The 22,968-nt window shown below is 67.6% G+C and carries 20 protein-coding genes (1 of these 20 cut by a window edge); 8 read left to right on the top strand and 12 right to left on the bottom strand.

Translation table 11 applies throughout. The features are described 5' to 3' along the window. Positions 1-3 precede the first annotated feature (3 nt). The 10 genes from ESD82_RS00545 to iscR all read right to left on the bottom strand — a co-directional run bounded on the left by ESD82_RS00545 (position 4) and on the right by iscR (position 10,680). Positions 4-1,134: an SPFH domain-containing protein gene (locus ESD82_RS00545; protein WP_147428553.1), complete on the bottom strand. Its 1,131-nt coding sequence runs from the start codon at positions 1,132-1,134 to the stop codon at positions 4-6. Positions 1,135-1,215: 81 nt separating this feature from the next. Further along, the gene (locus tag ESD82_RS00550; protein WP_024845508.1) at positions 1,216-2,244 is read right to left on the bottom strand and encodes a DUF2927 domain-containing protein; all 1,029 of its coding nucleotides are present in this window, start codon (positions 2,242-2,244) and stop codon (positions 1,216-1,218) included. Next, entirely contained in the window at positions 2,241-3,416 is a 1,176-nt protein-coding gene (locus ESD82_RS00555; protein WP_024845507.1) for a toxic anion resistance protein, read from the bottom strand. Before ESD82_RS00555 ends, ESD82_RS00550 begins: the two co-directional genes overlap by 4 nt. Positions 3,417-3,649: 233 nt before the next feature. Next, positions 3,650-4,102, bottom strand: coding sequence for a hypothetical protein (locus tag ESD82_RS00560; RefSeq protein WP_147428551.1), 453 nt, complete (start codon positions 4,100-4,102; stop codon positions 3,650-3,652). 82 nt (positions 4,103-4,184) lie between these two features. After that, entirely contained in the window at positions 4,185-5,198 is a 1,014-nt protein-coding gene (locus tag ESD82_RS00565) for a GlxA family transcriptional regulator (RefSeq protein WP_024845789.1), read from the bottom strand. Positions 5,199-5,265: 67 nt separating this feature from the next. Further along, positions 5,266-6,600, bottom strand: coding sequence for an AI-2E family transporter (locus ESD82_RS00570; protein ID WP_147428549.1), 1,335 nt, complete (start codon positions 6,598-6,600; stop codon positions 5,266-5,268). A 93-nt stretch (positions 6,601-6,693) separates the two neighbouring features. After that, positions 6,694-7,917, bottom strand: coding sequence for a saccharopine dehydrogenase family protein (locus ESD82_RS00575; RefSeq protein WP_147428547.1), 1,224 nt, complete (start codon positions 7,915-7,917; stop codon positions 6,694-6,696). 48 nt (positions 7,918-7,965) lie between these two features. Then, complete coding sequence (locus tag ESD82_RS00580; protein WP_147428545.1) at positions 7,966-9,072, bottom strand: carboxynorspermidine decarboxylase; 1,107 nt, start codon at positions 9,070-9,072, stop codon at positions 7,966-7,968. 120 nt (positions 9,073-9,192) lie between these two features. Next, positions 9,193-10,218 carry a Gfo/Idh/MocA family protein gene (locus tag ESD82_RS00585; RefSeq protein WP_147428543.1) on the bottom strand — a complete coding sequence of 342 codons (1,026 nt, stop codon included), beginning with the start codon at positions 10,216-10,218 and terminating at the stop codon, positions 9,193-9,195. Positions 10,219-10,221: 3 nt separating this feature from the next. Then, on the bottom strand, positions 10,222-10,680 hold the full coding sequence (iscR, locus tag ESD82_RS00590) for a Fe-S cluster assembly transcriptional regulator IscR (RefSeq protein ID WP_024845794.1): 459 nt from the start codon (positions 10,678-10,680) through the stop codon (positions 10,222-10,224). 165 nt (positions 10,681-10,845) lie between these two features. Between iscR and ESD82_RS00595 the strand changes: the two genes are divergently transcribed. Continuing rightward, complete coding sequence (locus ESD82_RS00595) at positions 10,846-11,505, top strand: alpha/beta hydrolase (protein ID WP_024845795.1); 660 nt, start codon at positions 10,846-10,848, stop codon at positions 11,503-11,505. 39 nt (positions 11,506-11,544) lie between these two features. Next, positions 11,545-12,681: an HD domain-containing protein gene (locus ESD82_RS00600; protein WP_147428541.1), complete on the top strand. Its 1,137-nt coding sequence runs from the start codon at positions 11,545-11,547 to the stop codon at positions 12,679-12,681. Here the strand turns inward: ESD82_RS00600 and ESD82_RS00605 are convergent. Continuing rightward, entirely contained in the window at positions 12,678-13,229 is a 552-nt protein-coding gene (locus ESD82_RS00605) for a hypothetical protein (protein WP_147428539.1), read from the bottom strand. The two genes, ESD82_RS00600 and ESD82_RS00605, sit on opposite strands and share 4 nt — an antisense overlap. Positions 13,230-13,300: 71 nt before the next feature. Here ESD82_RS00605 and ESD82_RS00610 point away from each other — a divergent pair, with 71 nt between their 5' ends. From ESD82_RS00610 to ESD82_RS00635, 6 genes are all read left to right on the top strand, one after another. Continuing rightward, the gene (locus ESD82_RS00610) at positions 13,301-14,515 is read left to right on the top strand and encodes an NADP-dependent isocitrate dehydrogenase (RefSeq protein ID WP_024845798.1); all 1,215 of its coding nucleotides are present in this window, start codon (positions 13,301-13,303) and stop codon (positions 14,513-14,515) included. Between the two features lie 245 nt (positions 14,516-14,760). Next, complete coding sequence (gene purQ / locus ESD82_RS00615) at positions 14,761-15,429, top strand: phosphoribosylformylglycinamidine synthase subunit PurQ (protein ID WP_024845799.1); 669 nt, start codon at positions 14,761-14,763, stop codon at positions 15,427-15,429. A 64-nt stretch (positions 15,430-15,493) separates the two neighbouring features. Next, positions 15,494-17,287 (top strand): sensor histidine kinase, encoded by a 1,794-nt coding sequence (locus tag ESD82_RS00620; RefSeq protein WP_024845800.1) that lies wholly within the window; start codon positions 15,494-15,496, stop codon positions 17,285-17,287. A gap of 19 nt (positions 17,288-17,306) precedes the next feature. Further along, positions 17,307-18,632 (top strand): sigma-54-dependent transcriptional regulator, encoded by a 1,326-nt coding sequence (locus ESD82_RS00625; RefSeq protein WP_147428538.1) that lies wholly within the window; start codon positions 17,307-17,309, stop codon positions 18,630-18,632. 553 nt (positions 18,633-19,185) lie between these two features. Continuing rightward, positions 19,186-21,864 (top strand): ribonuclease E/G, encoded by a 2,679-nt coding sequence (locus tag ESD82_RS00630; RefSeq protein ID WP_147428536.1) that lies wholly within the window; start codon positions 19,186-19,188, stop codon positions 21,862-21,864. A 76-nt stretch (positions 21,865-21,940) separates the two neighbouring features. Beyond that, positions 21,941-22,684, top strand: coding sequence for a cytochrome c biogenesis CcdA family protein (locus ESD82_RS00635; RefSeq protein WP_147428534.1), 744 nt, complete (start codon positions 21,941-21,943; stop codon positions 22,682-22,684). Between the two features lie 9 nt (positions 22,685-22,693). On the opposite strand, the gene ESD82_RS00640 is transcribed toward ESD82_RS00635, so the two are convergent. Beyond that, positions 22,694-22,968 carry the 3' end of an enoyl-CoA hydratase gene (locus ESD82_RS00640; protein WP_024845804.1) on the bottom strand. Its footprint extends 526 nt past the window's final position, so the window shows 275 of its 801 coding nt (coding positions 527-801); the start codon falls outside the window, past its right edge; the stop codon is at positions 22,694-22,696.

A 22,968-nucleotide genomic window follows, 5' to 3' on the forward strand; every position in this document is an offset into this window, starting at 1 on the left:
GGCTTACTCCGCCTTCGGGATCGGCGGCGGGGGCGGCGGCGCGACGGTGAAGAGCTGGGCGAGTTCGGCGACCTCCTCGGCCGGTTTCCAGCCGTCCTGGCCGGGGGTCCAGACCAGCGTTTCGCGGGTGAAGCCGCCCTCGCGCACCAGGCGGCCGAGATGGGCGCGGCCATAGGGGCCGTCGGCCTGGCCGTTCACGGCGATGTGCCAGACGGTTTCGGGATGCAGCGGCGGCGGGGTCTGCGGCGCCTGCTGCTGGGGCACGGCGCCCCAGGGGCCGCGCTGCGCCATGGCGGCGCCCATGCCCGCGCCAAGCCCGGCGCCGATGCCCGCGCCCATTCCCGCCCCCATGCCGCCGGGCTGGTTCGAGGCGTTCAGCATCGCCTCGGATGCGGCATATTGGCCGAAGCGGTTCAGGTCGCCGACGATGCCCATCGAAGTGCGCTTGTCGAGCATCTTTTCCACCTCGTCGGGCAGGCTGATGTTCTCGATGTAGAATTCCGGGATGGCCAGGCCATAGGCGGCGACGGTCGGGCCGATCGCCTTGGCGACCATCTGGCCCAGATCGCCGGTATTGGCCGCCATGTCCAGCACCGGGATGCCCGAGCCGGCGATCATGCGCGAAAACTCCTGCACGATGATGTTGCGCAGCTGGAAGCTGATCTCGTCGCGGGTGAATTCGCCGTCGGTGCCGACGATCTCGGTCATGAAGCGGCCGGGGTCGGTCACGCGCATGGAATAGGTGCCGAAGGCGCGGATGCGCACCGGGCCGAATTCCGGGTCGCGCGCGATCACCGGGTTCCTGGTGCCCCATTTCAGGTCGTTGAAGCGGGTGGTGTTGACGAAATAGATCTCGGACTTGAAGGGGCTGCGGAAGCCGTGGTCCCAGTGCTGCAACCGGGTCAGGACCGGCAGGTTGTTCGTCTCGAGCATGTAGAGGCCGGGCTGGAACACGTCCGCCAGCTGCCCCTCGTGGATGAAGACGGCGGCCTGGCCCTCGCGCACGGTCAGCTTGGCGCCGTATTTGATCGCCTTGCCGACGGTCGGGTAGCGCCAGACCATGGTGTCGCGGGTGTCGTCGGTCCATTCGATGATCTCGATGAACTCGCCGCCGAGAATGTCGAAGATGCTCATGGGGGCTGCCTTTCGCTCTGCGGGACGCCTGCCTGCGATAGTGCCCCGCAGCCGCCCGGCGTCAAGACCCGAGCGGCGGGCCTATGCTTCGGTGTCCAGCAGTTCGCGGGCGATTTGCAGCACGATGGGGCGGACCTCGGCCTCGGTCATGCCGGGGCGCAGCCGGGCATCGTAGAGGATCTGCAGCAGCAGCTCGTCATGCCGGGTCAGATAGGCGAATTCCTCGTTGTCGTTGAAGATCGAGGGGCGCGCGCGGGGGCTGTCATTGGCCAGCCCCATGCCCTGCGCCAGTTCCTCGTGCATGCAGGACCGGCGCATGCGCGGCGGCAACTCCGCCCGGATCAGCGCCACCGCCTGCGCATAGACCGGGGAATTGCCGTTGGAATAGGCGAAGACCGTGCAATAGTTCTGCGGCGCCAGATCGCGCAGGGCGGCGATGTCGCCGGGCGGGATGCCGGGCACCAGCGCGGCCAGGCGCGGGCCGATGGCGCGGCGCTCGTCCTCGTTCAGGATCAGCACGGTGACATTGCCGGCGCCGCCGGTCAGCGCGACCGGATGGCCGCTGATGCGGGCAAGCCGGGCGGCGAAGCCAGCGATCTCGGCGCGGTCGCGGGCGCGCTGGTCGGGGGCGACCGAATCGCCGAATTCCAGCCGCAGCGCCACCGGCTGCTGCCAGCGCCGCAAGGGCGCCGGCGTCGGGCGCGAGACCAGCTTGCCGCCCTCGCGCACATATTCGTCGTAAAGCGCGACCTCGATGAAGGTGTCGGCCAGCTTTTCCGGCGTCAGCGCGATTTCGTCGCCGCTGTCAGTGCGCAGCCTGCCGCGGGCGATCAGCGCCTGCTCGACCCCGGCAAGATAGTCGCGCATGTTGCGGCTGGCGGGCGAGGCGGCGGCGGCCTCGGCGCGCGCCTTGGCGGCACGGGCGCTTTCCGCGCGCTCGCGGCGCAGCGCCGCCAGGTCGACCGGCGGGTCGGGGCGTTCGGGCGGCGGCGGTGCCTCGACCGCGGGGGGCGGCGCCTCGGCCGGCGGCTCCGGCGTACAGGCGGCAAGCAGCGCCAGCGCCGCGAGGGCTGCGGAAAGAGGCAGGTGGGATCGGGCTGGCAGGGTCACGGCGTCTTGGCTGCGGGGGTTGCGGATCGGGCGCCGGCCGAGGCGAGCGTCTTGCGCAACTCGGCCTCCATCGCCTTGAGGTCTTCCTCGGCGGCGGCGCGCCGGGTGCGGCCCTCGTCGGCGATGCGCAGGCTGTCCTCGATGGTCGAGATCAGCTCGGCATTGGCGGTGCGCACCGCCTCGATGTCGAAGACGCCACGCTCCATCTGGGTGCGGATCTGGGCATTGGCCTCGCGCAGGTTCTTGGCGTTGGCGGTCAGAAGGTCGTTGGTCAGGTCGTTCGCCTCCTTGACCGCGCGGGCGGCTTCGGCGCTGCGCTGGATGGTGACGGCCTGGGCCAGCTGCGTCTCCCACAGCGGCACGGTGTTCACCAGCGTCGAATTGATCTTGGTGACCAGAGACTTGTCGTTTTCCTGCACCAGCCGGATCGAGGGCAGCGACTGCATCGTCACCTGCCGCGTCAGCTTGAGGTCGTGGACCCGCCGCTCCAGGTCGTCGCGGGCCGAGCGCAGGTCGCGCAGCTCCTGCGCCGCCATGACCTTGTCGTTCTCGGCCGCGGATTCGACGGCGGCTTCCCGGGCGGGGATCTCGTCGCGGTCGATCTGGGCCAGCTTCTCTTCGCCCGCGGCGATATAGAGCGCCAGTTCGTCATAGAAGTTCAGCGTGCGCTGATAAAGCAGGTCCAGCGACTTGATGTCCTTGAGCAGCCGGTGCTGGTGCTGGTCCAGGTCCATGGCGATGCGGTCGATCTGGCCCTGCACCTCCTCGTAATTCGCCACGAACTTGGCGAAGGGTGCGGCGCGGCCCAGCAGCCTTTCCCACCAGCTGCGCTCGCGCCGCACGTCGAGTTCGCTGACGGAAAAGCCGCGGATGGTGGTCACGATCTCGCGCAGCGATTCGCCGGCCGGGCCAACGTCCTTGTTCTTGACATCCGCCAGCATGGCCTGGCTGATTTCCTGCAATTCGTTCTGGGCGCGGGCGCCGAAATGCACGATCGAGCCCGAATCGCGGATGTCGACCTCGGCCATGCGCTTGCGGATTTCCTCGGCGACGGCGGGTTCTGCCTCGGTCAGCGTCGGCGCGGCGGCGGGGGGTTCGGGCAGGACGACCGCGGTCACGGTCTGGATTTCGTCCAAGGCAGCTTGGGCGCTGGCCTGCGTCTGGTTGGTCATCCGGCTTCGTCCTTTCGTGATGGAACAAGGGCCCGGTTGCAGAATAGGCCGTTTGCCGCCGAGTTCAACGAGAGGTCGGTGCGAAGGTTCCCTTTGCCCGCGCCGGTGTTGCCATCCTGCCGGGGCGGTCGCGGCGCCCATGTGCCGCGTGCGGCGCATCGCCGCGAACCCGCGCATGAAAAAAGGCGGCCCCGCCAAGCGGGACCGCCCTGCACCGCCCACCCGGCGAGGCGCTACTGCGGCTTGACCAGCACCAGGTCGTTCGGCCGCCTCTGGCTTTCGGGCAGGGCCAGGTAGCGGTCGTAATCCGGGACGCTGATCAGCCGCGCCGCGTTGCCCTCGCGCGCGGCCCGCAGGTTCTGCGCGCTGCTCCGCTCCAGATCGCCCAGCGTCGTCGCCAGCGCCGAGGCCAAAAACAGCGATTTCGCCTCGAACACCTTGGCCACATATTGGTTGTAGCCCGCGATCGTCCAGGTCGTGCCCGCCCGCTCCCCCTCGCCGTTCACGATCAGATCCAGCGACCAGCCGCCCTGCGCATCCGTCGTCGCCTCGACCTGCTGCGTCACCACCCGCAGCCCGCCGTCGAATATGTCCGAGCCCTGAAGCGTCGCGACGATCTTGCCCGAAGCGATCGGCGCAAGCGTCGCATCCATCAAAACGCCCCTGACCGTGGCCTTGTTCGGCATCTCACCCTCTCCTCATCCGAAATCGCCACGCATTATCGGGCGCGGCCCGGCACGTTGCCGGGTGGCGCCGTGCAACGGCCGGTCAGGGCGCGTCCTGCGCCAGGGGGACGCGGTTCTGGCGCCAAAGGTCGGGGGTGGTGCCCTCGGTCTCGCGGAAGACCCGGATCAGGTGCGAGGCGTCGCAGAAGCCGGTCTCCTCGGCGATGCGGGTGACGGTGCGGTCGGTGCGCGCCAGCAGCATGCGCGCCTGCGCCAGCCGGATGCGGATCGAGGCATCGGCGGGCGGGATGCCCAGGTCGGCGTTGAAATGCCGTTCCAGCTTGCGCCGCCCGACGCCCAGATCCCTGGCGATGCGGGCGATGGACAAGGGCGCATGCAGGTTCTGCTGCATGGCCAGCAGCGCGCGGCGCACCAGCGGGTCGCGGGCGTTGAGTTCCAGCGGCAGGCCGGGCTGCGGGCGGTCACCGGCCATCGGCTCGTCGATCATCAGGATCGACAGCGCCTTGCGCGCGGCGGCCCGGCCCAGGTGGCGGTCGACCAGGAAGGCGGCCAGATGCGCGGCGCTGACCCCGCCCGAGCAGGACAGCCGGTCGCGGTCCACCACGAAGATCTGGTCCGAGACCGGGCGCATCCGCTCGAACTCGGCCAGGAAATCCTGGTGATGGAACCAGCTGACGCAGCAGCGATAGCCGTCCATCAGCCCGATGCGGGCCATGGCGAAGACCCCGGTGCAAAGCCCGCCAAGCGCCACCCGCGCCAGGGCGGCGCGGCGCAGGAAGGCGCCCTGTTCCGGCGAAAGGCCGGGGCCGCCGTCGATCAGCCCGCCCACGGTGATGATATAGTCGAAGCGCGCGGGGTCGCCCAGCCGCTCGTCCGGCTCGATGCGTATCCCGCAGGAGGATTGTACCGGCGCCATGTCCGACGACAGCACCCGCCAGCGGCAGCGGATCGGGCGCGAGCCGTCGCCATCGTCGGCCGCCAGCCGCAGCACGTCCACGAAGGTGGCAAAGGCCGACAGCGTGAAGCGCGGCGTCAGCAGGAAGCCGATGCGCAGTCGCGGCTGGCTGGGGTCGGGCGTAAGGTCGGGTTCGGGCATCTGTCGCGATTCGTCCATGGATGGCGTCGCGATGATGCCATGTTTTGCGGCGTGATCCAGAGCGCGATCACTCCTTGGTGGCCAGGACCATCGTGGCGGTGCCGGCCTGGGCGGCATCCTGCGCATTGCCGCCGGCCTCGACCAGTTCGCGCGCCTCCTCTTCGTCCTCGTCCTCCAGCGCAGGCGGATCCTCGCCGGCCAGGAAATTGCCGAATTTCTGCAGGCCGGGAATATGTTCGGCAAGCACCCGCATCACCACCAGCAGCGGCACGGCGACGATCATGCCGATCACCGACCAAAGCCAGGCCCAGAGCGCGACGGTCAGAAACACCACCACCGTGTTCAGCTGCAAGCGGCGCGAGACGAGATAGGGGGTGATGAGCTGTCCTTCCAGCGCGGTCAGGCCCAGGTAGGTCAGGCCGATCATCAGCGGCGTGAACAGGTCGTCGAAGACGAAGACCCCGACGAGCGTCGCGATGACGATGCCGGCGACCGAGCCCAGGTAGGGGATGAAGTTCAGCAGGAAGGCCGCCAGTCCGAACAGCACCGGGCTGGGCATGCCCCAGACCCACATGGCCAGCCCGATGGCCAGCCCCAGGCAGGCATTGATCAGGGTGATCGCGCCCAGATAGGCGCCCAGGCTGTCCTCGATCTCGCGCAGCGCCAGGTAGGCCGCGCGCTTTTCGCGCATGGAATCGAAGCTCTGCACGATCTTGAGATACAGCAGGTCGCCCGAGGAGATCAGGAAGAACAGCAAAAACAGCGTGAAGATGATCTGGCCGGCGAAGGCCGGACCCAGGTTCAGCACGCTGGCCAGGGTCGAGGTCTCGGGGGTGGCGTTCACCTCGACCTGGATCTGCTGGTCGGGCGGTTGCGGCGTGCCGGGGGCGGGGATGGCGCTGAGCGTGCCGGTCAGCGTCGCATCCGGCGGCGTCTCGCCGGGCGATGTGGCGGGCCCGGGCGGGGCCGCGCCGCCGCCGGCGATCTCGTCGATTTTTTCGGCGGCGCGTTCCAGGCCATGGAAATTGCTGCGAATCTCGGCGAATCGCTGTTCCAGCCGCTCGGTGATCTGCGGCGCGTTCTCGATCAGGCGATTGGCCGGGCCCGAGATGGCGAAGCCGATCAGCACCACCGCCACCACCAGGCCCAGCGAGACGATGGCCGCGGTGACGATGGCCCCGATGCCCAGCCGCTCCATCAGCCGGCGGAAGGGCACGAAGACGAAGAACAGCAGGATCGCCAGCGTCACCGGCATCAGGAAACTGCGCGCTTGCGCGAAGAAGCTGAACAGCAGGATGAGGAAGATGCCGATCACGGCCCAGTTGGCCACCTTGGCCCCGCCCTTGTCGGCGGGTGCGGCAAAGGGAAACATGTGGCTGCGGTGTTCCCGATCCGGCGGCATGCATCCCCCTCTCCGCTTTGCGCGGGGGAAACGCCAAGCCCGCGGCCGGGTTCCCCCGCCGCGGGCGTTTTCGGCCAGCCGGCCGGGCCGCGCTTACAGCGGGTGGTCGCCCGTGGCGTCGATGACGCGGGTGGGCAGGCCCAGGTCGCCCAGCAGTTCCAGGAAGGGGCGGGCGGGCAGATCCTCGACATTGACCATGCGCTTCACGTCCCAGGTGCCGCGCGCGATCAGGATCGCCGCCGCGACCGGGGGCACGCCCGCGGTGTAGCTGATGCCCTGGCTGCCGACCTCGTTATAGGCGTCCTTGTGGTCGGCGACGTTGTAGATGAACACCTCGCCCGGCTTGCCGTCCAGCGTGCCCTTGACCAGGTCGCCGATGCAGGTCTTGCCCTCGTAATCGGGGGCGAGGCTGGCCGGGTCGGGCAGCACGGCCTTGACCACCTTCAGCGGCACGACCTCCAGCCCCTCGGCGGTCGTGACCGGCTGTTCGGAAAGCAGGCCGAGGTTCTTCAGCACGGTGAAGACATTGATGTAATGCTCGCCGAAGCCCATCCAGAAGCGCACGTCGGCGTCCTTGTAGCGGGCCGAGAGGCTGTGTACCTCGTCATGGCCGGACAGGTAGGCGGTGCGCTTGCCGACGACGGGCAGATCCCATTCGCGGCCGACCTCGAACATCTGGTTCTGCCGCCATTCGCCGCCCTGCCAGGAATAGACCGTGCCGGTGAATTCGCGGAAGTTGATCTCGGGGTCGAAATTGGTGGCGAAATAGCGGCCGTGGGAGCCGGCATTGATGTCCACGATGTCGATCGAGTCGATCTTGTCGAAATATTCGTCCTCGGCCAGCCGGGCATAGGCGTTGACCACGCCGGGGTCGAAGCCCGCGCCCAGGATGGCGGTGACGCCGGCCTTCTCGCAATCCTCGCGCCGCTTCCATTCGTAATTGGCATACCAGGGCGGCGTCTCGCAGATCTTGGTCGGATCTTCGTGGATCGCGGTGTCGATATAGGCGGCGCCGGTCTCGATGCAGCCCTGCAGGACGGTCATGTTGACGAAGGCCGAGCCGACGTTGACGACGATGCCGGCGTCGATCTGGCGGATCAGCGCGGCCACGGCGGCGCTGTCCATGGCGTCCAGCGGATGCGCGGTGAATTCGACCGAATGGCCCTTTTCACGAATGCTCGCGATGATCTTCTCGGCCTTGGACACGGTTCGGCTGGCGATATGCAGCGTTCCGAATTCCTTGGCGTTCTGCGCCACCTTATGCGCGACCACCTGGGCGACGCCGCCGGCGCCGATGATGAGCACGTTCTTGGCCAATTCAGTCTCCTTTTCGGGGGCTAAGGAAAGGGGATGGCTTGCGCCTGGTCAGGACAGGCTGGCTTTGTAGTCGTCATAGGTGAACCGGCGGACCTCGCGGATCGTTCCGTCCTCGGCCCGGATGGCGATGGCGGGCATGGGCACGCCGTTGAACCAGTTCTTCTTGACCATGGTATAGCCGCCGGCATCGGCGATGCTGATGCGGTCGCCGACCTTCAGCGGCTGCGGGAAGCGGCCCTCGCCGAAGATGTCGCCCGCGAGGCAGGTCTTGCCGGCGATCTGCCAGGGATGCTCGCCCTCCTGCGGCAGCTTCGCCGTCTCGCGATAGATCAGCAGGTCGAGCATATGCGCCTCGATGCTGCTGTCCACGATGGCCACGTCCTTGCCGTGGTGGATGGTGTCCAGGACCGTGACCTCCAGCGTGGTCGAGCGGGTGATGCTGGCCTCGCCCGGTTCCAGGAAGACCTGCACGCCGAAACGTTCCGAGAACGCCTTGAGCCGGTCGGCAAGACGGTCCAGCGGATAGCCCTCGCCGGTGAAATGGATGCCGCCGCCCAGGCTGACCCAGTCGAGCCTTTCCAGGAAGCCGCCGAACTCGGCCTCGATCCGGCCCAGCTGGGCGTCGAACAGCTCGAAATCCGCATTCTCGCAATTGTAGTGGATCATCACGCCCGAGATGCGGTCCAGCGCCGCCTCCAGCCGGTTCAGATCCCATTCGCCCAGCCGCGAGAAGGGGCGGGCCGGGTCGGCCAGGTCGAAGCCGCTGGTCGAGAAGCGCGGGTTCAGCCGCAGCCCCATGGCGATGCCGCGCGCCTTGGCCCGCGCGCCATAGCGGTCGAGCTGGCCCAGGCTGTTGAAGATGATCTTGTCGGCGTAACCCAGCGCCTCGTCGATCTCGTGATCGGCCCAGGCGACGGAATAGGCATGGGTTTCCTTGCCGAATTCCTCGTGCCCCAGCCGCAGCTCGAACAGCGAGGACGAGGTGGTGCCGTCCATGAAGTCGCGCATGAAGTCGAAGGCCGACCAGGTGGCGAAGCATTTCAGCGCCAGCAGGCATTTCGCGCCCGAGCGTTCGCGCAGATAGTGGATTCGCTCCATGTTCACCCGCAGCTTCGCGAGGTCGATCAGGTAATAGGGCGTCTGCAGATCGGACATGGCGCGGAACCTCTGGCCTTGCGACCGTGAAAGCGGAAAACGAATGGCTCATTTAGGGCCACGGGCCGCATTTCGCAAGAAAGCGTGACGGGCGCGTGACGATGGGCGCGACAGGGCGCGTCAGATGCGCAATCGCACCGGCTGGCCCGTGCGCACCGATTCGTCGGCGGCAAGGCAGACGGCGAGCGAGGAGACCGCGTCGCGCATGTGCCGCTCCAGGTCCATGTCCCCGGCGATGGCGCGCGCCATGAAGGCGGCCTCGGCGTCGCAAAGCTGCTGGTGGCCGGGTTCGTCCCGCATCGAGATGTCCTGGTCCGGCTCGCCGATGCGATGCAGGCGCAGGGTGGCGGTCCGGGTATGGGTGTCGATGTCGTCCGAGCGCGCATCCTCGGGCATGCGGATGCTGACGGCACCGCGGGGGCTGACCACGTCCTTCACGAAAAAGGCGCTGTCGGACATCATCGGCCCCCAGCCGGCCTCGTACCAGCCCAGCGAGCCGTCCTGGAACAGCACCTGGAAATGGCCGTAATTGTACATATCCGCCGCGATCTCGTCCGAGAGGCGCAGGCCCATGCCGCGCACCTCGACCGGGGGGGCGTCGGTGATCTGGCACATGACATCGACGTAATGCACGCCGCAATCGACGATGGGCGGCGTGGTGTGCATCAGCGCCTTGTGGACCTGCCAGGTCGGGCCCGAGCTTTGCTGGTTCAGGTTCAGCCGGAAGACATAGGGCCCGCCAAGGGCGCGGGCCTCGTCGATCAGGCGCTGCCAGCTGGGATGGTGGCGCAGGATGTAGCCGACGACCAGCTTGCGGCCGGTCTCGCCGGCGCATTCGACCACGCGGCGGGCGTCCTCGACCGTGGTGGCCAGGGGCTTTTCGACGAAGACATGCGCGCCGGCCCGCATGGCGGCGATGGCATATTCGGCATGGCTGTCGGAATAGGTGGCGATCACCGCCACGTCGGGGCGCAGGCGGTGCAGCGCCTCGTGGAAATCCTGGCTTTGCGGGATCGCGGCCAGTTCGGGCGGCAGGTCCACGGGCGAGCGGTTGACCAGGCCGACGATCTCGGCCCCCGGCTGCTTCAGCCAGGCCAGCGCGTGGCTGCGCCCCATGTTGCCCAGGCCGGCGACCATCACCCGCATGGCCTAGTCGTCCACGATCGACAGGATCTTGGGCAGGGCGGGGCAGGGCAGCAGCTGGTTCCTCGCCACATCCGCCAGCGTATGATTGTGCAGGAACACATAGACATGCGCGGACAGGCTTTCCCACAGCCGGTTCGACAGCGTCTGCGCGCGCGAGCCCGAGACCCCGCCCGAGGCGCCGGCGCCGACATGCAGCGCGCTGACGGTTTCGTCCACCGCCTCCAGCACATCGGCCACGCGGATCGTCTCGGGCGCCTTGGCCAGCCGGTAGCCGCCGCCCGGCCCGCGCACCGAATCGACCAGCCCGGCCCGGCGCAGCCGCACGAAGAGCTGCTCCAGATAGGGCAGCGAGATGTCCTGCCGCTTGGAGATCTCGGCCAGCGAGGTCAGCTCGTCGCCTTTGGCGATGGCCAGATCGACCAGGGCGACCATTGCGTAACGTCCCTTGGTGGACAGTTTCATCTTGCCTCTCCTCCAGCCGCAAACCATTGACGACGCGCAAGCCAACGGCTAATTCCCCGGCGCCGTCCTTGAATGCGTCTTGCCTATGTCGGGCGCGCTTCCCAGATTGACGATCTAGAGCCGCGCCGTCACAGGGTCAAGGAACCCGAGTTTCAAAGGAAGCCCATGCCCGAACTGATTTTCCCCGGTCCCGAAGGTCGTCTCGAGGGTCGTTATCACGCGCAAGCCGCCCCCGACGCCCCCATCGCCATCATCCTGCACCCGCATCCGCAATATGGCGGCACGATGAACAACCGGGTCGTTTACAATTTGCACTATGCCTTCCACCGCATGGGTTTCACCGTCATGCGGTTCAATTTCCGCGGCGTCGGCCGCAGCCAGGGCGAGTTCGACCAGGGCATCGGCGAGCTGTCGGATGCCGCCTCGGCGCTGGACTACCTGCAGGCGATGAACCCCAATTCCAAGCATTGCTGGGTCGCGGGCTTCAGCTTCGGCGCCTGGATCGGCATGCAGCTTCTGATGCGCCGCCCCGAGATCACCGGCTTCATCTCGGTCGCGCCGCCGGCGAACATGTATGATTTCTCGTTCCTTGCGCCCTGCCCGTCCTCGGGGCTGATCATCAACGGCACCGCCGACCGGGTGGCGCCGCCCAAGGACACCCATGCGCTGGTCGCCAAGCTGCGCGAGCAGAAGGGCATCACCATCACCCATGAGGAAATCGAGGGCGCGGACCATTTCTTCCGCGACGACGATATCCACATGAAGCCGATGATCGATACGGTGCAGGCCTATGTGCGCCGCCGCCTGACCGAGAACACCCGATAGGAAACCGGGCCGGTGCGGCCGGCCCCGGGGCTTTTTGCCATGACCGACCTGACCCTGCGCTTTGCCTTCCTGACCGAGGCCTGTCGGCTGAAATCCGTCGAGCGGGCGAATGTGCTGATGGACCTGTCGCGGCCGGAAAACAGCGCCGAGCACAGCTGGCATGTGGCGCTTTACGCGCTGGTCTTCGGCGCCTCGGACCGCGCCATCGCCATGCTGCTGCTGCATGACCTGGTCGAGATCGACTGCGGCGACCATCCGATCCACCTGGCCCATGACGCGGCTGCCGTGCAGGCGGCCGAGGCGGCGGCGGCGCGCCGGCTGTTCGGCATGCTGCCGGATGGCGAGGCATTGCTGGCGCTGTGGCGGGAGTTCGAGGCCGGCGAAAGCCCGGATGCCCGCATGGCCAAGCGCATGGACCATGTCCAGCCGCTGTTCCAGGTGCTTTGCGCGCCCGAGCCCCTGGCCGATCATGTCGCCATCGTGCGCGACAACATGGGTTCGGGCCGCGCCCGGCGGCTCTGGACGGAATGGCCCGAGGCGATGGAGGCGGCGCAGGCCCTGCTGGAGGGCCGCGCGCCCTGCGGCGAACTGGCGCAGCGCCTGGCCTTCCTGGCCGAGGCCGACCGGCTGAAATCGGTGCTGCGCGCCAGCCTGCTGTGCGACGGTTCGCGGCGCGAGAACAGCGCCGAGCACAGCTGGCACCTGGCGCTTTACGCGCTGGTCATGGCGCCCCATGCCGGGGCAGGGGTGGATATCGGCCGGGTGATCCGCATGCTGCTGATCCATGACCTGGTCGAAATCGACACCGGCGACGTGCCGATCCATGCGCAGGGCGGCGGCGCCCATCACGGCGCGGCGCAATTGCAGGCCGAGGCCGAGGCGGCCGAGCGCATCTTTGGCCTGCTGCCCGCGGCGCAGGGGGCCGGGTTGCGCGCGCTCTGGGCCGAGTTCGAGGCGAACGAGACCCCCGATGCGGTCTTTGCCAAGTCGCTGGACCGGGCGCAGCCGGTGATGCAGAACATCGCCTCGGGCGGCGGCACCTGGGCGGAATACCGCGTGACCTATGAGCAGCTGGTCGAGCGCGTCGGCCTGCGCATCGAGCGCGGTGCGCCGGTGCTGTGGTCCTGGCTCAGCGAAAGTGCGCGGGTCTATTTTGCGACCGGCCCGGAGGGCTAGGGTTTCCTGCGCCGGCTTGCCGCTTCGTGGTGCATGGTTTCGGCGGTGATCTCGATCAGGTGCGGTGGCTTCTCGCCTTCTGCGTCGGGGGTGTAGTCGCGCCAGGGCAGGTTGCGGTATTCGTCCAGGAACTCGATCCGGCAATCGGGCAAGGCGCGCTTGAGCGCGCAGGCCAGGAAGAAGCCGCGCAGGTTGATCGCCCGGTAATGGTTGAAGGGCGGGGCGGGCCAGTCCGCGACATGGTCATGGTCGAACCAGGCGTCCTCATGCGTCTCGTAGCAATCGGCCCAAAGCAGGCAACGCGCCGCCAGGCTGGCTGCAACCGGCAGCGCGGCGGCGCTTTCGGCAAGGCATCCCTCGTCGTCGCAAAGCCAGACGGCTTCGGCGGCGTAGTCGCCGAATACGCGCAAATGGAACGGCCGTTCCAGCGGCGCGAAACCGGGCGCGGCGCGTTCGGCGCGGATATCTGCCAGCGCCTTGCGCGCCTTGTGCCGCCATTCTGCGCGCGCAGCATGGTCGGCAGCATCATGAACGGCATACCACGGCATACCGGCCTTTCCTTTCGCATTGAATGCCGCTATAGCGCCACCGAGCCGAATCCTAATCGAAGGGACCACCCATGTCGAAGATCAAGGTAGAGAACCCCGTCGTCGAACTCGACGGCGACGAGATGACCCGGATCATCTGGGACTTCATCAAGCAGAAGCTGATCCTGCCCTATCTGGACATCGACCTGAAATATTACGACCTGGGCATCGAGGAGCGCGACCGCACCTCGGACCAGATCACCGTGGATGCGGCCGAGGCGATCAAGCAATACGGCGTCGGCGTGAAATGCGCCACCATCACCCCGGATGAGGCGCGGGTCGAGGAATTCGGCCTGAAGAAGATGTGGAAATCGCCCAACGGCACCATCCGCAACATCCTGGGCGGCGTGATCTTCCGCGAGCCGATCATCTGCAAGAACGTGCCGCGGCTGGTCCCCGGCTGGACCCAGCCCATCGTCGTCGGCCGCCACGCCTTCGGCGACCAGTACAAGGCCACCGATTTCCGCTTCCCGGGCAAGGGCAAGCTGACGATCAAGTTCGTCGGCGAGGATGGCGAGACCATCGAGCACGAGGTCTATCAGGCCCCCGGCGCCGGCGTCGCCATGGCGATGTACAACCTCGACCAGTCGATCATCGACTTCGCCCGCGCCTCGATGAACTACGGGCTGAACCGCGGCTATCCGGTCTATCTCTCGACCAAGAACACCATCCTGAAAGCCTATGACGGCCGCTTCAAGGATCTGTTCCAGAAGGTCTACGAGGAAGAGTTCGAGGCCGAGTTCAAGAAGAAGGGCATCCATTACGAGCATCGCCTGATCGACGACATGGTCGCCTCGGCGATGAAATGGTCGGGCGGCTATGTCTGGGCCTGCAAGAACTACGACGGCGACGTGCAGTCGGACACCGTCGCGCAGGGCTTCGGCTCGCTGGGCCTGATGACCTCGGTGCTGATGACGCCGGACGGGAAGATCGTCGAGTCCGAGGCCGCGCATGGCACGGTGACGCGCCACTATCGCGAGCACCAGAAGGGCAACCAGACCTCGACCAACTCGATCGCTTCGATCTTCGCCTGGACCGGCGGCCTCAAGCACCGCGCCAAGCTGGACGACAACGCGGCGCTGAAGAACTTTGCCGAGACGCTGGAGCGCGTGACCGTGCAGGCGGTCGAGGACGGCTATATGACCAAGGACCTGGCGCTGCTGGTCGGTCCCGACCAGAAATGGCTGACCACCATGGGCTATCTGGAAAAGGTCGACGAATACCTGAACAAGGCGCTGGCGGGCTGATCCGTCGCGCAGGATTGCGAAGGGCCGGGGGGGAACCCCGGCCCTTTTCGCTTGCGGTGTTGCCTTTGGGTATTTGTGAAACGGTGAAGCCGCCGGGTGATGCGCGTCGGGTGCGGGGGCGCGGCGCTTGTCGCGCGTTTTTGAGCATTCGGGGAACCAAGAAGTCCTGCGTGCCGCGCAAAGCGGCTTAACATGCGACGCTGCTTGGAGTATGGGGGCGCGAGGCATTATCCCGGAGGCCCGCCATGAAAGCTGCCGTCATCACCTTTCCCGGATCGAATTGCGACCGCGACCTGGCCGTTGCGTTGCAGCAGGCGGGGGCCGAGGTCGCGCGGGTCTGGCACAAGGACGAGGCGCTGCCGGCGGGCATCGATCTGGTCGCGGTGCCGGGCGGGTTTTCCTTTGGCGACTACCTGCGCTGCGGCGCCATCGCCGCGCATTCGCCCATTGCCGGCGCGATCAAGGCCCATGCGGCGCGCGGCGGCTATGTGCTGGGCATCTGCAACGGCTTCCAGGTGCTGACCGAGCTGAACCTGCTGCCCGGTGCCCTGATGCGCAATGCCGGCCTGCGGTTCCTGTGCCGCGAGACGGTGCTGCGAGTCGCGACCGCGGCCAGCCCCTTCACCGCCGCCTATCGGGCGGGCGAGGAGATCCGGGTGCCGGTCGCCCATCACGACGGCAATTACCAGATCGACGCCGAGGGGCTGGCGGCGCTGAAGGACCAGGACCGCATCGCCTTTGCCTATGCGCCCGGCATCAACGGCTCGGTCGAGGACATCGCCGGGGTGCTGTCCGAGAACCGCCGGGTGCTGGGCATGATGCCCCATCCCGAGCGCGCGGCCGATCCGGCACATGGCGGCACCGATGGCGCGAGGCTTTTTGCCTCGCTGATGCAGGAGCTTGTCGCGGCCTGACTTGAGCGGCACTCTTTCGCGCACTAGACTGCATCGACCCTTACAAGGGCGGTGCCGGAGGCTCATGCGAGAGGAAGACAATTCCATCGGGTTCCCGGAGGGCAGGACGGGCCTGACCAGCCGTTGGGGCCTGCGCGGCGTGATCGCCGTGCTGCTGGTCGTGGCCGCGGGCACGATCTGGTTCACCAATGCCTGGCTGACCGCGCGGTTTTCCGAAACGACGCGGGTGCGCACCGAGCTGCGCTCGGCGCTTTATACCGGGAACCTTTTGTCGGAATTGCAGCGCACCTCGGTGGTGCCCCTGCTCTTGGCGCGCGATCCTGCGCTGATCTCGGCCCTGTCGGGCAATGATTTCTCGGGCACCTCGGCGCGGCTGATCTCGGCCCAGAAGGAGATCGCGGCGGCCTCGATCAAGCTCCTGGACGCCTCGGGACGGGTGGTGGGTTCGACCGACCGCAACCTGATCGGCACCAATTACGTGCAGGAGCCGTTCTTTGTCGAGGCGCTGCGTTCCAGGGACACGGTGTTCACCGTCTCGCCCTCGCCGCAGGGGGCCTATGAGTTCACCTATTCCCGCACCGTCATGTCGGACGGGCGCACGCTGGGCGTGGTGGTGGTGGGCGCCGACCTGACGCGGCTGGTGCGGTCATGGGCCGGGATCTCGGATGCGATCGCGGTCACGGACAGCGAGGGGCAGATCATCCTGTCGACCGAGCCGCGCTGGCGCGGGCTGACCCTGCCCGAGGCGCTGGCGGTGCGCTCGGCCCCCTCGGCCATCGCGCGGGCCTTCCAGGTCACGGCGGATTGGGCGGCGACGCCGGCCGATGCCTATGTGCAGGGCCGCGCGGTGATGCAGTCGGAAACCCGCATCCCCTTCCGCGGCTGGAAGATGATCGCCTTCACCACCTACGAGTCGGTGCGCGAGCGGGTGAATGCGGTGCTGGCCATGGTCATCATGGGCTTTGCCATCCTGCTGGCGGCGGTGTTCTATCTGCTGTCGCGGCGGGCGCGGGTCGAATCGGCGGCCTGGATGCGCGAATCGGCCGATCTGCGGGCGCTGAACCAGCGCCTGACCCGCGAGATCGCCGAACGCGAGCGGATGCAGAAGGAACTGCGCGTGGCCGAGCAGACCGTTCAGCAATCCAGCAAGCTGGCGGCCCTGGGCGAGATGTCGGCGGGCGTCAGCCACGAGCTGAACCAGCCGCTGGCGGCGATGAAGACCTATCTGGCCGGGGCGCGGCTTCTGTTGCAGCGCGGCCGGGCCGAGGAGGCGCTGTCGAGCTTCCAGCGCATCGACGACCTGGTCGAGCGCATGGGCGCCATCACCCGGCAGCTGAAATCCTATGCCAGAAAGGGCGGCGAGGCCTTCGAGCCGGTCGACCTGCGCGCCGCGCTGTCGAGCGCGCTGGTGATGATGGAGCCGCAGCTGCGAAGCCGCACCATCCGTCTGCAGCGCAACATCCCGCGCTATCCGGTCATGGTCTATTGCGACCGCATCCGGCTGGAGCAGATCATCATCAACCTGCTGCGCAACGCGGTCGATGCGATCAGGGGCATGCGCGACCCGGCGATCGAGATCACGGTCAGCGCCGGCTCTCACGCATTCTTGTCCGTGCGCGATAACGGTCCGGGTGTATCGGACCTGGAAAATCTGTTTGAACCCTTCTTCACCACGAAGAAACCCGGAGAGGGGACCGGCCTCGGGCTGGCGATCTCATCCGGGATCGCGGCCGATTTCGGGGGGCGTCTGACGGCGCATAACGCCTCGGACGAAGGGGGCAGGGGCGCCGTGTTCGAGCTTGAGCTGCCGCTGCACGATCCCGGCCACAAGGCCGGGACGCGGTTGGCGGCGGAATGAAGAAAAGAGGTAAAGGCCCATGAGCCGCACTTTGAAGATAGCCGTCGTGGACGATGAACCGGACATGCGCGAATCCATCAGCCAGTGGCTGGCGCTGTCGGGCTTCGACGCCGAGACCTTCGCCACCGCCGAGGAGGCGCTGAAGGTGATCGGTGCCGACTGGCCGGGGGTGGTGGTTTCCGACATCCGCATGCCGGGCATGGACGGGATGGCATTTCTCAAGCGGTTGATGGGCATCGATTCGGGCCTGCCGGTCATCATGATCACCGGCCATGGCGACGTGCCGATGGCGGTCGAGGCCATGCGCATCGGCGCCATGGATTTCATGGAAAAGCCCTTCAACCCCGAGCGGCTGACCGAACTGGTCAAGAAGGCGACCCAGGCCCGGCGGCTGACGCTGGACAACCGCGCGCTGCGCCGCGACCTCAGCGAAGGCCAGCAGGTCATGTCCAAGCTGATCGGGTCGAGCCCGGTCATGGACCGGCTGCGCGAGGACATCCTGGACCTGGGCCAGGCCGACGGCCATGTGCTGATCGACGGCGAGACCGGCACCGGCAAGACGCTGGTGGCGCATGCGCTGCATGCGGTGGGGCCGCGCGCCTCGAAGAAATTCGTGCCGATCTCTTGCGCGGCCTATAGCGACGAGGTGCTGTCGGCCAAGCTGTTCGGCCCGGTCGAGAGCGGGCTGCCCGCGGTCGAGGAGGCCCGCGGCGGCACGCTGTGCCTGGAGGATATCGAGGCGCTGTCCGATCCGCTGCAAGCGCGGCTGCTGGCCTTTATCGCCGAGCAGGGCAGCCCGGCCGAGACGCGGATCATCGCCATTTCCAATGCCCGCGGCGAGGGGCGCCGGGCCGAGGATTCGTTGCGCCCCGACTTGTTCTATCGCCTGACCGCGCTGAAGATCACCCTGCCGCCGCTGCGGTCGCGCGGCGAGGACATCCTGACGCTCTTCACCCGCATGACCGAGCAATTCGCCGAGGAATACGGCTGCGAGCCGCCGCAGGTGACGGCGCAGGAGGCGGCGCAGCTGTTGCAGGCGCCCTGGCCGGGCAATGTGCGCCAGCTGATCAACGTGGCCGAGCGGGCCGTGTTGCAGAACCGCCGCGGCTCGGGCTCGATCGCCTCGCTTCTCATGGCCGATGGTGAGGATACGCAGGAGGCGACGACGACCGAGGGCAAGCCGCTCAAGGAATATGTCGAGAGCTTCGAAAAGATGTTGATCGACAATACCATGCGCCGCCACAAGGGCAGCATCGCCGCGGTCATGGACGAGCTTTGCCTGCCGCGGCGGACGCTGAACGAGAAGATGGCGAAATACGGGCTGAGCCGCAGCGATTACCTGTGAGCGGCACGCCTCTGGCCCGGCCAGGTATGGGTATTTGGGGAACGGAGAAATAGCCGGGGCGCGGGATCCGGCCCGGGGATTTGCCCGCCGCGGCGCGCCCCTGCCGGCGGCCGGGCGGGATGGGCGGATCGGCAAATCCCGGCGCCTTGTCCAAAAACAGATTGTAACGGCGCGCCCTTCCCCGCTATCTTGCCCCTGTAGGGTGGGCGCCACAACCAATGGTTGCTCGACCTCGCCAGTTTCGCAGCGCGCCAGCCAGCCGCGACACCTGAAAAGTGCCGGTGGTGCCACGCGCGGAAAATCCTGCCCATGCCCCCAGGGGGCCTCTGGGCGACCGTAGATCGCAGCCCCGACCGCGCGAGCGGGATGGGCCAAGAAAGGTAAACAGACGCGATGGATCGCGCAGTGCAGCTTGATAGGCAACGGTGGCAGGGGAGTTCTCCGGCCGCCGCGATTGCTGCTGGCGGTGCGGCTTTCGCTGTCCTCTCATGCGGCAGCCGAACCTTGCCCCCGCCTGTGTGCGGGCCGGTCCGGCGGCCCGAAAGACGGAAACATGTCAAAGAAAATGCTGATCGACGCCACGCATTCCGAGGAGACTCGGGTTGTCGTGGTCGATGGAACCAAAGTCGAGGAATTTGATTTCGAGACGGTCAACAAGCGGCAGCTTGCTGGCAACATCTATCTGGCCAAGGTGACGCGGGTCGAACCCTCGCTGCAGGCCGCCTTCGTGGATTACGGCGGCAATCGCCACGGTTTCCTGGCCTTTGCCGAGATCCATCCCGATTACTACCAGATTCCCGCCGCCGACCGTAAGGCGCTGATCGAGGAAGAACGCCAGGCCGCCGCCGCCGAGGCCGACGAGGGCGAGAAAAAGCGCAGCCCGCGTCGCCGCAAGCCGGCCAAGGCCGCTGCAGCCGACAGTGGCGACGCCGTCGCGGTTTCGGACGAGATCGCCGGGATGGCCGTTCTGGACCACTCGGAAGGCGAGGCCGCGGGAGCCGCGGACCTTGCGGTGGATGTGGCCGAGGCCGTGCCGCCGGCGACGGCGGAGGATGTCGCCGCCCCCGTCCCTGAGGCGGCCGATGAGGCCGCAGGCGATGACGCCGCCGAGGACGACGGTATCGAATCCGTCGCCGAGGAGGACGTGGCCGAGGAAATCTCGCCGCCTCGGAAACCCCGCGCCCGCCGCTACAAGATCCAGGAGGTGATCAAGGTCCGGCAGATCATGCTGGTCCAGGTCGTCAAGGAGGAGCGCGGCAACAAGGGCGCCGCGCTGACCACCTATCTGAGCCTCGCCGGCCGCTATTGCGTGCTGATGCCGAACACCGCGCGCGGCGGCGGGATTTCCCGCAAGATCACCAATGCCGCCGACCGCAAGAAGCTGAAGGAGATCGCCAGCGAGCTGGAGGTGCCCGAGGGCGCCGGGCTGATCATCCGCACCGCCGGCAGCCAGCGGACGCGGACGGAAATCCGCCGTGACTACGAATACCTGATGCGGCTGTGGGAGCAGATCCGCGAGTTGACCTTCAAGTCCATCGCCCCCGCGCCGATCTACGAGGAAGGCGACCTGATCAAGCGCACGATCCGCGATCTCTACAGCAAGGAGATCGACGAGGTTCTGGTCGAGGGCGAGCGCGGCTATCGCACGGCCAAGGACTTCATGAAGATGATCATGCCGTCCCATGCCAAGAACGTGAAGCATTACACCGACCAGATGCCGCTGTTCGCGCGCTACCAGGTGGAAAGCTACCTGGGCGGCATGTTCAACCCGGTCGTGCAGCTGAAATCCGGCGGCTATATCGTCATCGGCGTGACCGAGGCGCTGGTCGCCATCGACGTCAACTCGGGCCGGGCCACCAAGGAAGGCTCGATCGAGGAAACCGCGCTGAAGACGAACCTGGAAGCCGCCGAGGAGATCGCGCGCCAGCTGCGGCTGCGCGACCTTGCGGGCCTGATCGTCATCGACTTCATCGACATGGAAGAGCGCAAGAACAACGCCGCCGTCGAGAAACGCTTCAAGGAGCGGCTCAAGACCGACCGGGCGCGCATCCAGGTCGGGCGCATCTCGGGCTTCGGCCTGATGGAGATGTCGCGCCAGCGCCTGCGGCCGGGCATGCTGGAATCGACCACGCAGCCCTGCCCGCATTGCCACGGTACCGGGCTGATCCGTTCGGACGACAGCCTGGCGCTGACCATCCTGCGCGCCATCGAGGAAGAGGGCACCCGCAAGCGTTCGCGCGAGGTGCTGGTCAAGGCGCCGGTCGCGGTCGCCAACTTCCTGATGAACGCCAAGCGCGAGCATATCGCCACGATCGAGGCGCGCTATGGTCTCTCGGTCAGGGTCGAGGCCGATCCGGCGCTGATCTCGCCCGATTACGCCATCGAGAAGTTCAAGACCGCGACGCGCAACGTGCCCGAGGTGGTTTCGCCCGTGGTTTCGGTCGATGCCCGGCTGATGGCGCAGATCGATGACGAGGAACCCGCCGAGGAAGAGGTCGATGAGGTCGCCGGGGAGGAAGACCGCGCCGAGGACGGCCATGCCGAGACCGGCGAGGGCAGCGAAGGCGCCGAGAACGGCAGCAAGCGCCGTCGTCGCCGCCGCCGCCGTCGCGGCGGCAAGAACGGCGACGGCGAGGCGTCCCATGCCGAGGAGGGCTCCGACCACGCCGAGGACGGCGCCGAGGATGCGGTTTCGGAAGCCGAGCCGGCCGAGCGGCCTGCCGAAGGCGAGGTGACGCCGGCGGAGGTCGTGCCCGAGGTCGTGGCCGGGTCCGAGAATGCGGCCGAACCGGATGCCGAATCGGCCGAGAAGCCGCGCCGCCGCACCCGGACGCGCCGCCGCAAGCCGGAAGAACCGGCCGAAACCGCCGTGGAGGAGCCGGAGGCGGGTGTCGAAGCCGAGCCGGCGCTCCAGACCGTCGAGCCTGCCGCGGAGGCCGCATCGGCGGACGCCGCGCCGGCACCGCAGGATGCGCAGGCCGGGGAGCCGGTTGCCGAGCCTGCCGTCGGCGAGGCGGCCGACGCCGAGGCTGTTGAACCCGCCGCGACCGACGCCGAGGAAGCCGAGGCCGCGGAACCCGAAACCGTCGGGGCAGAGGCCGAAGCGGCCGTTGCACCCGAAGCCGTGCCGGCGCCCGTCCCCGAGCCCGCCCCCGAGCCCGCTCCCGCCCCGGCCGCGGCGAACGAGGAGCCGGCGCGTCCCAAGCGCCGCGGCTGGTGGTCCATGGGCTGATCTGTCGCAGCCTTCCACGAAAGAGTGACGGGCGCGGGGCTTTCCCGCGCCCTTTCCATGAGCCAAGGTGCCGGACATGTTGGGAATCGAGCTTGCAGATGCCGCCTTCCTGCCCGCCGCGACGGTCGCGCTGCTGGCCGGGATCCTGTCTTTCCTGTCGCCTTGCGTCCTGCCGGTGGTGCCCCCCTATCTGGCCTATATGACCGGGGTCGGCGTCGGCGGGCTGAAATCGGGCGAACGCAGCGCCGTGGTTCCGGCGCTGTTCTTCGTCCTGGGGCTGTCGACGGTTTTCCTGTTGATGGGCATGGCGGCCTCGGCCTTTGGCCGGATGTTCCTGCAATGGCAGGACTGGCTGGCGCGCGGGGCGGGAGTGGCGGTCATCATCATGGGCCTGCACTTCCTGCGCATCATCCGCATCCCCTTCCTGGACACCGAGGCGCGGCTGGATGCCGGCGACAAGGGCGGCTCCTCGCTGGGAGCCTATATCCTGGGGCTGGCCTTCGCATTCGGCTGGACGCCCTGCATCGGGCCGCAACTGGGCATGATCCTGTCGCTGGCCGTCACCGGGGCCGAGGCCGGGCGCGGCGCGGCCTTGCTGGCCGTCTATGCGCTGGGGCTGGGCATTCCCTTCCTGCTGTCGGCGATCTTTATCAACCGCGCCATTGGCGTGATGAACCGCATCAAGCCGCACCTGAAACTGATCGAGCGCATGATGGGCGGGCTTTTGGTGGCGGTCGGGGCGGCGCTGCTGACCGGCGCCTTCCCCACCTTCGCCTATTGGCTGCTGGAGACCTTTCCCTGGCTGGCCACGCTGGGTTAGGCGCGGGCGTCATTCCCAGTTCGGCGGCCGCTTTTCCAGGAAGGCCTGGATGCCCTCGGCGGTATCGGGCAGCAGCAGGTTCTCGCAGATCACCGCGCCTGCGGTCTCATAGGCATCGGCGAGGCCCAGGTTGCGCTGTGCGTGGAAGGCACGCTTGCCCATGCGCACGGCGGCGGGCAGCTTGGCGGCAATGGTGCGGGCCATCGCCATCGCCTCGGCCTCAAGCGCGGCGGGCGGGACGACGCGATTCACCAGGCCCAGCTCCCGCGCCCGGTCGGCGTCGA

It is taken from the genome of Paracoccus pantotrophus, from assembly GCF_008824185.1.
GTDB lineage: Bacteria > Pseudomonadota > Alphaproteobacteria > Rhodobacterales > Rhodobacteraceae > Paracoccus > Paracoccus pantotrophus.

Coding starts and splice junctions, on each gene's coding strand:
- ESD82_RS00605 (WP_147428539.1), bottom strand. CDS start 13,229: ATGCCGTGGTATGCCGTTCATGATGCTGCCGACCATGCTGCGCGCGCA.
- ESD82_RS00580 (WP_147428545.1), bottom strand. CDS start 9,072: ATGTCCGATCTGCAGACGCCCTATTACCTGATCGACCTCGCGAAGCTG.
- ESD82_RS00610 (WP_024845798.1), top strand. CDS start 13,301: ATGTCGAAGATCAAGGTAGAGAACCCCGTCGTCGAACTCGACGGCGAC.
- ESD82_RS00635 (WP_147428534.1), top strand. CDS start 21,941: ATGTTGGGAATCGAGCTTGCAGATGCCGCCTTCCTGCCCGCCGCGACG.
- purQ (WP_024845799.1), top strand. CDS start 14,761: ATGAAAGCTGCCGTCATCACCTTTCCCGGATCGAATTGCGACCGCGAC.
- ESD82_RS00620 (WP_024845800.1), top strand. CDS start 15,494: ATGCGAGAGGAAGACAATTCCATCGGGTTCCCGGAGGGCAGGACGGGC.
- ESD82_RS00600 (WP_147428541.1), top strand. CDS start 11,545: ATGACCGACCTGACCCTGCGCTTTGCCTTCCTGACCGAGGCCTGTCGG.
- ESD82_RS00570 (WP_147428549.1), bottom strand. CDS start 6,600: ATGCCGCCGGATCGGGAACACCGCAGCCACATGTTTCCCTTTGCCGCA.
- ESD82_RS00555 (WP_024845507.1), bottom strand. CDS start 3,416: ATGACCAACCAGACGCAGGCCAGCGCCCAAGCTGCCTTGGACGAAATC.
- ESD82_RS00625 (WP_147428538.1), top strand. CDS start 17,307: ATGAGCCGCACTTTGAAGATAGCCGTCGTGGACGATGAACCGGACATG.
- ESD82_RS00585 (WP_147428543.1), bottom strand. CDS start 10,218: ATGCGGGTGATGGTCGCCGGCCTGGGCAACATGGGGCGCAGCCACGCG.
- ESD82_RS00545 (WP_147428553.1), bottom strand. CDS start 1,134: ATGAGCATCTTCGACATTCTCGGCGGCGAGTTCATCGAGATCATCGAA.
- ESD82_RS00630 (WP_147428536.1), top strand. CDS start 19,186: ATGTCAAAGAAAATGCTGATCGACGCCACGCATTCCGAGGAGACTCGG.
- ESD82_RS00560 (WP_147428551.1), bottom strand. CDS start 4,102: ATGCCGAACAAGGCCACGGTCAGGGGCGTTTTGATGGATGCGACGCTT.
- ESD82_RS00565 (WP_024845789.1), bottom strand. CDS start 5,198: ATGCCCGAACCCGACCTTACGCCCGACCCCAGCCAGCCGCGACTGCGC.
- iscR (WP_024845794.1), bottom strand. CDS start 10,680: ATGAAACTGTCCACCAAGGGACGTTACGCAATGGTCGCCCTGGTCGAT.
- ESD82_RS00595 (WP_024845795.1), top strand. CDS start 10,846: ATGCCCGAACTGATTTTCCCCGGTCCCGAAGGTCGTCTCGAGGGTCGT.